General features: G+C 66.7%; 10 protein-coding genes and 2 pseudogenes. 3 read left to right on the plus strand and 9 right to left on the minus strand.

All coding sequences use genetic code 11. The features are described 5' to 3' along the window. Window positions 1-9 precede the first annotated feature (9 nt). The 4 genes from ET21_RS0115425 to ET21_RS0115440 all read right to left on the minus strand — a co-directional run bounded on the left by ET21_RS0115425 (window position 10) and on the right by ET21_RS0115440 (window position 3,841). Window positions 10-1,194, minus strand: a complete 1,185-nt coding sequence (locus ET21_RS0115425; RefSeq protein WP_030540383.1) for an NAD(P)/FAD-dependent oxidoreductase — start codon at window positions 1,192-1,194, stop codon at window positions 10-12. Next, complete coding sequence (locus tag ET21_RS0115430; protein WP_021237272.1) at window positions 1,194-1,622, minus strand: TIGR01244 family sulfur transferase; 429 nt, start codon at window positions 1,620-1,622, stop codon at window positions 1,194-1,196. The genes ET21_RS0115425 and ET21_RS0115430 overlap by 1 nt, the downstream gene beginning before the upstream one ends. 86 nt (window positions 1,623-1,708) lie before the next feature. Continuing rightward, the gene (gene recQ / locus ET21_RS0115435; protein WP_021237271.1) at window positions 1,709-3,481 is read right to left on the minus strand and encodes a DNA helicase RecQ; all 1,773 of its coding nucleotides are present in this window, start codon (window positions 3,479-3,481) and stop codon (window positions 1,709-1,711) included. A 39-nt stretch (window positions 3,482-3,520) separates the two neighbouring features. After that, window positions 3,521-3,841 (minus strand): hypothetical protein, encoded by a 321-nt coding sequence (locus ET21_RS0115440; RefSeq protein WP_021237270.1) that lies wholly within the window; start codon window positions 3,839-3,841, stop codon window positions 3,521-3,523. A 69-nt stretch (window positions 3,842-3,910) separates the two neighbouring features. On the opposite strand from ET21_RS0115440, the pseudogene ET21_RS0115445 reads away from it, so the two are divergent. Next, a pseudogene (locus ET21_RS0115445) lies at window positions 3,911-4,912 on the plus strand (serine hydrolase domain-containing protein); the annotation flags it as partial. A gap of 10 nt (window positions 4,913-4,922) precedes the next feature. Here the strand turns inward: ET21_RS0115445 and ET21_RS0115450 are convergent. The 5 genes from ET21_RS0115450 to ET21_RS0115475 form a co-directional block, all read right to left on the minus strand. Then, a complete protein-coding gene (locus tag ET21_RS0115450; protein ID WP_030540385.1) occupies window positions 4,923-5,711 on the minus strand; it encodes a PhzF family phenazine biosynthesis protein in 789 nt (262 codons plus the stop codon). A gap of 348 nt (window positions 5,712-6,059) precedes the next feature. Then, complete coding sequence (aroC, locus tag ET21_RS0115460; protein WP_030540386.1) at window positions 6,060-7,142, minus strand: chorismate synthase; 1,083 nt, start codon at window positions 7,140-7,142, stop codon at window positions 6,060-6,062. A 21-nt stretch (window positions 7,143-7,163) separates the two neighbouring features. Next, entirely contained in the window at window positions 7,164-7,973 is an 810-nt protein-coding gene (fabI, locus tag ET21_RS0115465) for an enoyl-ACP reductase FabI (protein ID WP_021237266.1), read from the minus strand. Continuing rightward, entirely contained in the window at window positions 7,970-8,938 is a 969-nt protein-coding gene (locus ET21_RS0115470; protein WP_021237265.1) for a YihY/virulence factor BrkB family protein, read from the minus strand. The genes fabI and ET21_RS0115470 overlap by 4 nt, the downstream gene beginning before the upstream one ends. A 14-nt stretch (window positions 8,939-8,952) precedes the next feature. After that, window positions 8,953-9,885, minus strand: a complete 933-nt coding sequence (locus tag ET21_RS0115475) for a DnaJ C-terminal domain-containing protein (RefSeq protein WP_030540387.1) — start codon at window positions 9,883-9,885, stop codon at window positions 8,953-8,955. 120 nt (window positions 9,886-10,005) lie between these two features. Here ET21_RS0115475 and pdxH point away from each other — a divergent pair, with 120 nt between their 5' ends. Together pdxH and ET21_RS27745 are read left to right on the plus strand one after the other, a co-directional pair. Next, on the plus strand, window positions 10,006-10,581 hold the full coding sequence (pdxH, locus tag ET21_RS0115480) for a pyridoxamine 5'-phosphate oxidase (RefSeq protein WP_021239862.1): 576 nt from the start codon (window positions 10,006-10,008) through the stop codon (window positions 10,579-10,581). Between the two features lie 297 nt (window positions 10,582-10,878). Then, a pseudogene (locus ET21_RS27745) lies at window positions 10,879-11,018 on the plus strand (dicarboxylate/amino acid:cation symporter); the annotation flags it as partial.

The following is an 11,018-nucleotide window of genomic DNA, read 5'->3' on the forward strand; positions in this document are numbered from 1 at the left end:
CGGAATCGATCAGAGCGCCTGCCCCGCCGCCCAGCCGCTAGCCCAGGCCCATTGGAAATTATAGCCGCCCAGCCATCCCGTGACGTCGACCGCTTCGCCAACGGCATAAAGGCCCGGAACGCGGCGCGCCTCCATCGTCCGGGAAGAGAGTTCCGCCGTCGCTATGCCGCCGATCGTGACCTCGGCCTTGGCGAACCCCTCGGTCCCGTTGGGGCGGAAGGTCCAGGCGCGCAGCCTCTGTTCGGCCTCCTGCAATTTGCGGCCGGGCATATTGCCAAGATCGCCGGTCAGGCCCAGCCGCTCCGCCAGCACGTCCGCCAGCCGGTCAGGCAAAAGCCCGCGCAGCAATGTGGTTAGCGTGATCCGGGGCCGCGCCCGCTTCGCCTCGATCATCCATCCCGCCGCCTGATCCGGCAGGAAATCGAGATCTATGGAGCCGCCATGACGCCAATAGGATGAGATTTGCAGGATCGCCGGACCCGAAAGCCCGCGATGCGTGAGCAGCGCCGCTTCCCGGAAAGCCGCCCTCCCGCAGCGCGCGATCACATCCGCCGAAACGCCGGAGAGCGACCGGAACAACAGTTCCTCCCCGCCCAGCGTCAGCGGGACCAGCGCCGGACGCGGCTCTACGATCTTCAGCCCGAATTGCCGCGCAAGGTCATAGGCAAAGCCCGTCGCCCCGATCTTGGGAATGGATGGGCCGCCGGTCGCGATCACCAGTGACGGCGCAATGGCCACCCGGTCCCCATGGGTGACGCGAAACCGGCCGTCGCCATGGCTCACCGCGCCGATCGGATGGTCAAGGCGGATCGCTACGCCCCCGGCCTGGCATTCGGCGAGCAGCATCGCCACGATCTGCCGCGCGCTGCCGTCGCAGAATAGCTGCCCCAGCGTCTTTTCATGCCAGGCGATGCCGTGCCGCTCCACCAGCGCCAGAAAGTCTGCCGGGGTGTAGCGGCCCAGCGCCGACTTGGCGAAATGCGGGTTGGCGGACAGGTAACGGTCCGGCGCGGTATGGATGTTGGTGAAGTTGCAGCGCCCGCCGCCGGAAATCAGGATCTTCTTGCCCGCCTGCCCGGCATGGTCGATGACCAGGACGCGCTTGCCCCTCTGCCCCGCCGCCGCCGCGCACATCAGGCCAGCGCCACCCGCGCCCAGCACGATGGCGTCGAAACGTTCCTCAGGCGAAGGCATCAGCCAGCGGCGAGCGCGTCCATGATCTGCCGCACGGGCGTGACATCATATCCCGCCGCCGCCGCCTGTTCGGCCAGACCTGCCGGATGCTCTCCCGCCCGCGCGCGCGTCAGCGCCCACAGCAGGGTGCTGCGCGTGCCTGACCGGCAATAGGCAAGGACCTTCCCCTCCCCCGCCTGTTCGAGCGCGGCGGCCATGCCGTCCAGTTGCCACGGGGCGAAGCCGCCATGGGCGACCGGCACCGCCGCATAGCCGATGCCCGCCGCCTTCGCCGCCGCTTCGATGGCCGCGCCGTTGGTCTGCCCCGGCTCCTCATCGTCCGGGCGGTTGTTCACGATCATGGTCACGCCCAGCGCCTTGGCCTCTTCCACCTGATCGACGGTGATCTGCGGGGACACGTAAAGGCTTTTCGTCAGCTGGCGGAACATGGGCACACTCCTTGGGATCGCGGCAAGCCATGCGCCTGTGGGCCGCGGCTTTCAAGAGGGCAAGGCGGCGGAAGCGGGCCGCCTCATCAAAGATGGGGCCGGATCGCCGCCAGGAAGGCGTCTCCATAGGCCTCCAGCTTGCGGTGGCCGACGCCGCTCACATGGCTGAGTTCGGCCAGGGTGGACGGGCGCTGCTCGGCCATTTCCCGCAGCGTCGAATCGTGGAAGATGACATAGGGCGGCACTCCCGCCTCCTGCGCCAGTTCCCGGCGGCAGGCGCGCAGCGCGTCGAACAGCGGATCGCCGACCGGATTTTCCGCGCTGCCGTTGCGCGCGCTCCTGCGGCGGCGTTCCTTGCGCGGCGGCAGCACCAGGCTCACATCCTCTTCGCCGCGCAGGATCGGGCGCGCGCTGGGCCCCAGCTCCAGCCCGCCATGCTCGTTCGTCTGGAGCGCGTCCCTGACCAGCAGGGCGCGCGACACGGGACGGAGCAGCGCGGCTTCTTCGCCATCGACGATGCCATAGACCGATATCCTGTCATGCCCCCGCTCGCGAATCTTGTCCGTGACCGCGCCCGTCAGCACCGATTCGATATGCCCCGCGCCAAAGCTCTGCCCCGTCCGGTAGACGGCGGACAGGAATTTGCGCGCGGTCTGGGTGGCGTCGATGCTGGGCGGGGGGTTCAGGCAATTGTCGCAATTGCCGCAGGTGGGGGGCGGGTTCTCGCCGAAATGGCGCAGCAATATGGCGCGGCGGCAGGTCCCCGTTTCGACCAGCGCGCCCAGCGCCGCGATCCGCGCCCGTTCGCCCTGCTGCCGCGCCGGGTCCAGCTCGGCAATCCGCATCCGGGCGCGGGCGAAATCCTCCGCGCCCCAGAACAGATGCGCTTCGGCCGGTTCGCCGTCGCGCCCGGCACGGCCCGATTCCTGATAATAGCCCTCGATCGACTTGGGCAGGCCAGCATGGGCGACGAAGCGCACGTCCGGCTTGTCGATGCCCATGCCGAATGCGACCGTGGCCACCATCACCATGTCCTCGCTGGCGATGAAGGCGGCCTGGTTGGCGGCGCGCAGCTGCGGGTCGAGCCCGGCATGATAGGCGCGCGTGGGCCGTCCTGCCCGCCCCAGCGCCTCGGCCAGCTTCTCCGTCGCCGCCCGCGTCGGCGCATAGATGATGCCCGGCCCGGTGCTGCCCGCGATCAGGTCGGCCAGTTGCCGGTTGAGCCCGTCGCGCGGATGCACGGCGTAGCGGATGTTGGGCCGGTCGAAGCCCGCGATGATCATGCCTTCGCGCGCTATGCCCAGCTGGACCAGAATATCCTCACGCGTATGCGCGTCCGCCGTCGCCGTCAGCGCCAGCCGCGGCACGGCGGGAAATTCGTCCAGCAGGGGCCGGAGAAGCCGGTAATCCGGCCTGAAATCATGCCCCCATTCGGAAACGCAATGCGCCTCGTCTATGGCGAAGAGGGCGATGCGCGCGGAGCGGAGCAGGTTGCGGAACCCCTCCCCGCTTGCCCGTTCCGGCGCGACATAGAGAAGGTCCAGATCGCCATTGCGCAGCCGGTCCTGCGTTTCGCGCCAGTCGGCATCGACGCTGGTCAGGCTCGCCGCCCGGATGCCGACCGCCTGGGCCGCGCGCAACTGGTCGTGCATCAGCGCAATCAGCGGGGAGATGACGACGCAGCACCCCTCCAGCGCGACGGCGGGAAGCTGATAGCAGAGCGACTTGCCCGCGCCCGTCGGCATGATCGCCAGGGTCGCCTGTCCCGCCATGATCCGGCCCACAACCTGCTGCTGCACCCCGCGAAAGCCGGAAAAGCCGAAGACGTCGTGGAGAAGCGTGAGGATATCGGGCCGCATGCGGGCGTTCCTAGCGGCTGCGGCGCCCCGCGCAAACGGTCATTGCGGCGGATCGAGCAGGCATCCCCATCCCGGCCGGTACTGCGCCGAGCGGGAGGCGAGCAGCGGCACGCTCGCCCGGACCGACCGCGATTCGGGCCGGTCGGCGAGCGTCACCAGCGCCATGCCCGGTTCCTTGTCGGTGCGGCAACTGTCCATCGTCCGCCCTTCGACATAGCGGCACGCGCAGGCGACACGCGCGCCATAGCCCGCCCCCACTTCGGCCCGCGCGCGCAGATCGCCCCATTTCCAGGCGAGCAGGCCCGCCAGCACAACGGCTATAGCGGCCAGAACGAAGATCCATTTCGGGCGACCGGACATGCTCGCCTTTCCCTGCATTGCGACGATGTTGGCGAATTTCGCCGCCGCTGGCTTTCCACCGGACGCAAAAATGCTCTAGGGCGCGAAGCGCTCCTCCGCTCCGCGATCGACGCCCTGTTCGATGGCGATGAGGATGTGGGTGAAACGCGCGCCCTTCTCATCATGCATCGGGGGAAGATCATCGCCGAACGCTATGCGCCGGGCTACGGCCCGCAAACCAGGCTGCTGTCCTGGTCGATCGCCAAGAGCGTGACGGCGGTGCTCGCCGGGCTGATGGTGTCGGACGGGCGGCTGGCGCTCGATTCGCCGGTGCCGGTCGCCGCCTGGAGCCAGCCGGGCGACCCGCGCGGCCGCATCACCTTGCGGCAATTGCTCACCATGTCGTCGGGCCTCGACCATGTGGAGGATGACGAGCCGATCGCCCAGGCCGATACGATCCGCATGCTCTTTACCGATGGCGCGCAGGACATGAGCGCCTTCGCCGAATCGCAGCCGCTGGCCCATGCGCCGGGTTCGGCCTTTTCCTACAGCACCGGCAGCACGCTGATCCTGGCCGACCTGATGACGCGCATGCTGACCAGCAGCACCGGCCCGGACGACCGGCGGCGCGCGATGCAGACCTTCATCGACGGACGGCTGAAAATCCCCGCCCGCCTTGGCAGCCTGACGGTGGAATATGACGCGGCGGGCACCATGATCGGCGGCAGCTTCCTGCACATGACCGCGCGTGACTATGCCCGCTTCGGCGAGTTGCTGCGCAACCACGGGCGCGGACCGGGCGGGCATCAGATCGTGCCGGAAAAATGGATCGACTTCATGCGCACCCCGTCAGCGCGCAATCCCGCTTATGGCGCGCATCTGTGGCTGAACCGCGACAGCGGCGAAAGCGCCCTGATGCCCGGCCAGGCCCCCGCCAGCCTGTTCGGCTGCGTCGGCCATGGCGGGCAATATATCCTCGTCTCTCCCGCCCAGAAGCTGACGATCGTGCGTATCGGCATGTCGCCGGAAAAGGAACAGCGCCGGGCATTGAAGACCGGCCTTGCAAAGCTGATCGCGCTGTTCCCGCGCTGACCTGAGGCGTTCAGAGCAGGAAGCTGCCCTCGATCACCGTGCGGCATGCGCCGGACAGGATCACGCGATCCCCGTCCAGCAGGCAGCCCAGCCTGCCGCCGCGCGCCGACGCCTGAAAGGCGCTGATCCGGTTGCGCCCCAGCCTGCGCGCCCAAAAGGGCGTTAGCAGGCAATGGGCAGAGCCAGTGACGGGATCTTCGTCCACGCCTGCGCCGGGCACGAAGACGCGGCTGACAATATCGCTGTCGTCCCCCGGCGCGGTGGCGATCAGCATGATATCGCCCAGTGACCTCAACCGCGCGAAGTCGGGCGAAAGCGCGCGCACCGAAGCCGCATCGGGATAGAGGAACAGGCTGTATCCGCCCTCGCGCCAGTGCGATTCGACCGGCGCGCCGCCCAGCCCCGCCGCAAGGTCCGGCAAATCACGCGGATCCATCTGCCAGGCGGGAAGGGACAGGGTATAGGCCTCCCGCTCGCGCGATACGGTGAGGACACCGGCATGGCGCGTGCTGAACCGCACGGCGGTGCGGCTGCCCATCAGCACATGGCCACTAGCGAGCGTCGCGTGACCGCAAAGCTTCACTTCCACCGAGGGCGTGAACCAGCGCAGGGCATAATCCGCTTCGGGATCATCGGGCGTGGGCACGGTGAAGGCGGTTTCGGACAGGTTATTTTCCGCCGCGATCGCCTGAAGCGTCGCATCCTCCAGCCATCGGCCAAGGGGAATCACCGCGGCCGGATTGCCGGTGAAGGGCGCGTCGGCGAAAGCGTCGACCTGGGTAAAGGGAAGGCGAGTCATGCATGCTCCTTGGGGGTTGATGCGGACATGCCTCGCTGGAGGCCGCAGCGACAGAGCCGCTTTCCACCAATTGGTCGCCCGGCCTCCGCCAGAATTGAGGCTGCGCCATCGCCTCACCACTCCAACCCAAAAGCAAATGGGCCAGCCATGAAACCATGGCTGGCCCGTGTCGCGGCTGAAGGGGACGTTTTGACCGTCAAGCCATGCCCGGCATGGTGACGCTCCCCAGGCTTACGCGCTGCCGCTCGCCCTCCCGCGGGCGATCGATAGGCAAGAGATTAACGCAGATTGGCTGAGTCGTCTCGCCGAAATCCGGCATTTGGCCGATGACCGGCTCGTTTCACCCCGTCAGGCCAGCCGGTCCCGGCCGCATTGCGCGCGGTCGAGCAGCTTCTGGTCGGCCAGCACCAGCGCCATCATCGCTTCGACGACCGGAACGCCGCGTATGCCCACGCATGGATCATGCCGTCCCTTGGTGATGATGTCCGACGCTTCGCCGGTGCGCGTCACCGTTTCGACCGGGATCAGGATCGAGCTGGTCGGCTTGAAGGCGACGCGGACCTTGACCGGCTGGCCCGTTGAAATGCCGCCAGCGATGCCGCCTGCGTGATTGGCCAGGAAGGCAGGCCCGTTTTCGCCGGGCCGCATCGGATCGGCATTCTCCTCGCCGCGCAGCCGGGCGGCGGCGAAACCGTCGCCGATCTCTACCCCCTTGACCGCATTGATGCTCATCATCGCGGCGGCAAGTTCGCTGTCCAGCTTGGCATAGAGCGGCGCGCCCCATCCCGCTGGCACGCCGCTGGCGATGCATTCGACCACCGCGCCAAGCGATGAACCGTCACGCCGCGCATCGTCGAGCAGCTTTTCCCAGCGCAGCGCCGCCTCCGCATCCGGGCAGAAGAAAGGATTATTGCCGATCTCGCCCGCGTCGAAACGGGCCGGATCGATCGTATCGCCGCCAATCTCGCTCACATAGGCGAAGATATCGACATCCGGGATGACGAGGCGTGCGACCGCGCCCGCCGCCACCCGGCTCGCCGTCTCCCTGGCGGAGGAACGGCCGCCGCCGCGATAGTCGCGAAAGCCATATTTGGCGTCATAGGCATAGTCGGCATGGCCGGGGCGATAGGCCTTGGCCACTTCGGAATAATCCTTCGATCGCTGATCCTGATTCTCGATCATCAGGCTGATCGGCGTGCCGGTCGTCTTCCCTTCGAACACGCCGGACAGGATGCGGACCTCATCGGGTTCGCGCCGCTGGGTCGTGAATTTGGACGTGCCGGGCTTTCGCTTGTCGAGGAAGGGCTGGATGTCCGCTTCGGTCAGCGCCAGCCCCGGAGGACAGCCGTCCACCACCGCCCCGATGGCGGGACCATGGCTCTCCCCCCAGGTGGTGAAGCGGAAGACGCGGCCGAATGTGTTGAAGCTCATGCCCTGACCCTGGCCTGCCGGTCAGCCCTTGTCGAGCGCGATGTCCGGCGCGTCTTCCGCCTTCATGCCCACGACATTGTAGCCCGCATCGACATGATGGACCTCGCCGGTCACGCCCGACGCCAGGTCGGACAGCAGATAGAGGCCCGCGCCGCCCACATCCTCGATCGTGACATTGCGGCGCAGCGGCGAATTCAGCTCGTTCCACTTCATGATGTAGCGGAAATCGCCGATGCCGCTCGCGGCCAGCGTCTTGATCGGGCCTGCCGAAATGGCGTTCACGCGGATATTTTCCGGCCCCAGGTCCATGGCCAGATATTTGACGCTGGTTTCCAGCGCCGCCTTCGCCACGCCCATCACATTATAATGGGGAATGACCTTTTCCGCGCCGTAATAGGACAGCGTCAGAAGGCTGCCGCCCTCCGCCATCAACGCCCGCGCGCGCTTGGCCACCGCGACGAAGCTGTAGGCCGAGATGTTCATGGTCATCAGGAAGTTTTCGAGGCTGGTGTCGACATATTTGCCGCGCAGCTCATTCTTGTCGGAAAAGCCGATCGCGTGGACGACGAAGTCCAGCTTGCCCCAGCGCGCCTTCACCTCGTCAAAGGCGGCGTCCAGCTTGCCCATGTCGGAAACGTCGCAATCGATCAGGAAATCGGACCCCAGCTCCTCCGCCAGCGGCCGCACGCGCTTGGCCAGGGCCTCGCCCTGATAGGAAAAGGCGAGTTCCGCGCCCTGCGCCCGCAACTGCTTGGAAATGCCCCACGCAAGCGACTTGTCGTTCGCAAGCCCCATGATGAGGCCGCGCTTTCCCGCCATCAAGCCCGTCATTTCGATGTCCCGTTCCCTTTGCCTTCGGCGGCCGCCGCCTGCCATTCCTCTTCGGGGAATTCAGCAAGCGCCGCGTTGAGTTCCGCGCCAATTACCACGCCAAGCCCGACGAGAAAGAAAAAAATGAGGGTGATCATGACGCCCGCCAGGCTGCCATAGGTCGCGTCATAGCCGCCCAGCAGCGACAGGGTCGGCGGCAGCAGCATGGTGACGCCATACCACCAGAGCGCCGTGGCGACCGCGCCGGGCCATTTGGGAAAGCGCTTGTCCTTGTAGGCGCTGGGGGTCAGGGAGAAATAAAGAGAGTAGAGCGCGATGCACAGGATCACGATGGGGGCCAGCCGCGTGACCGTGACGATGCGGATCGCGTCGTCGGCAAAGGGCAGGAGCTGGTGCAGGAACTGGTCGACGCCCGTCATGATCACTTGCAGGGAAAAGGCGAACATGACCGCAAAGACGCTGACCAAGGTGATGCCGATCGCGTTCAGCCGGTAACGCCAGAAGGGATGGGTGCTCGTCGTCCCGTAGGCGCGGCGCAATATGTCGCGGATGGTTTCGATGAGGCTCCCCACCGTCCACAGCCCGACCAGGCCGCCCAGCCAGAGCAGCGGCCCGGTGCGCGCGTTCAGCACGTCATGGATGGGCTTGCGCACCACGTCGGCGACCCCCTCCGGCACGGTCTGGAGGAAGGCGCTGACCGCCGCCAGCCCATCCTGCGACCGGCCGAAGATGCTGGCCACCGCCGCCGCGACGATGAAGAAGGGGAACAGCGTCATCAGCGACAGATAGGCAAGGTTGCCCGCATGGATGAAGCCGTCGCTATAGGTGCCCACCGCCACCCGCTTCACTATCTCCAGCATGTAGGAGCCGGGCGGCACCCGCTCCATCTGGCGGTGCAGCCGCGCCTTGGCCTGATGGGCGATCTTGCGGCGGCGGGATTCGGGCGAATAAGGCGAAGGCTGCATCGGCCCCTAACGCCCTATACGCCCAGATGGGCCCGCACGGCCCGGCTGTCCTGCCACGCTTCGACCAGCGCCTTGATCGCGGGATCGTCCGCCGGAACGTCGATCTGCAACCGCACGAGCTGATCGCCGCGCGTCCCATTCTTGCCCGTGAAGCCCTTGCCGCGCAGGCGCAGCACCTTGCCTGAGGTGGAGCCAGCGGGCACGCCCAGCATCACCGGCCCATCGACCGTGGGAACCTTCACCTTGCCGCCCTTCACCGCCTCGTCCAGCGTGATGGGCAGGTCCAGCAGCACATTGTCGCCGTCGCGGGTGAAGAAGGGATGCGGCTTCACCTCGATCGTGATGATCGCGTCGCCCGCGCCGCCCGGTCCTTGCTGCCCCTTGCCCGTCAGCCGCATCTGCGTGCCGGTTTCGACGCCCGCGGGCAGTTTCAGGTCGATGCTCTTGCCGTCCTGCAAGGTGATGCGCTGGGGCGCGAGCGTCGCTGCATCGACGAAGCTGACCGCGAGCCTGTAGGCGACATTGCCCCCGCGCTGCGGCGGCGCCTGCCGTCCGAAACCGCCAAAGCCGCCGCTGCGCGCGCGCGCGCCGCCCCCTCCGCCGAACAGCCCTTCGAATATGTCACCAAAATCAGCGCCTTCGTTGAATTCGAAGCCGCCATTCTGGCCGGGGCGTCCGCGAAAGCCGCCGCCTGCGCCGCCCCCATAGCCGAAGGGCGCGGTCGGATTGCCTTCCGCGTCGATTTCGCCACGGTCGAAGCGGGCCCGCTTGTCCTTGTCGGACAGCAGGTCATAGGCCCCCGTCACCGCCGAGAATTTTTCGGCAGCCTTCGGATTATCCTTGTTCCGGTCGGGATGCAGTTCCTTGGCGAGCTTGCGGTAGGCCGACTTGATCTCCGCCTCGCTCGCGCCGCGCGCGACGCCCAGAGTTGCGTAGGGATCCGCCATGGCCGGTCAATATTCCTTCCTGTTCGTGAAAGCCAATTGACCCATATGTGGCAAAAAGGTCACGATCCTTCAAGCGGCGGGCCCATCGACATAGCCGCTGGCGGCGCGTAAATCGAGAGCATGACCGATCCCTTCCCCCTTTTCGACCAATGGTATGGCGAAGCACGCCAGAGCGAGATCAACGACAGCAATGCGATGACGCTCGCGACCGCCGATGCGCGCGGGCGGCCCTCGGCGCGAATGGTGCTGCTGAAGGGGCACGGCCCGGACGGCTTCATCTTCTACACCAATTTCGAAGGGCGCAAGGCAGGCGAGCTGATGGAAAATCCCCATGCCGCCCTGCTCTTTCACTGGAAGTCGCTGCGCCGCCAGATCCGCATCGAAGGCACTGTCGCAACGGTCGACGACGCCACCGCCGACGCGTATTTCGCGACGCGCAGCCGGGACAGCCAGCTTGGCGCCTGGGCGTCGGACCAGTCGCGCCCGCTCCAGTCGCGAGATCTGTTCATGGCCCGCTATGAGGAGGCGGTCGCGCGCTTCGAAGGCGGCCCGGTGCCCCGTCCGCCGCATTGGGGCGGCTTCCGCGTGACCCCGTCCCGCATCGAATTCTGGCAGGACCGCGAACACCGCCTGCATGAGCGGCGGCTGTTCCTGCGCGAAGGCGACGGGTGGAGCGAAGGGCTGCTTTATCCCTGAATGGGGTCGGAGAGCGCTTGCCGGAGCCCCAAAAACATCCTCCCTATGTGAAGCATGGGGAGGGGGGATCGCGGCCGAAGGCGGTGGTGGAGGGGAAGAGGCTGACGTAGCGCATTTCCCCTCCACCAGCCTTTGACTGGTCCCCCTTCCCATCTTCCGATGGGGGAGGACGCATGTGGCTCGCACGCGGAAATGCGCGACCTCATTCGTTCAACGGGAAAGGCGGCCATCCACGTCGATTGCGGGGGTGCCGGACGCCTGTTAGATGTGCCTGCGCGCACGGGTTAGAGGGGTTGCATGCGGAATCGACTGACGGCCTTCATCCTGGCGGGAATGATCCTGGGGGTGATCACGGGTTTCCTGGCCAATTTGTGGGTTGGCGGCGATAAGACGCTGGCGAAGGATGTGGCGGGATATTTTCACCTTCTGGCCGACAT

Source organism: Sphingobium sp. DC-2 (genome assembly GCF_000722555.1).
Lineage (GTDB): Bacteria > Pseudomonadota > Alphaproteobacteria > Sphingomonadales > Sphingomonadaceae > Sphingobium > Sphingobium quisquiliarum.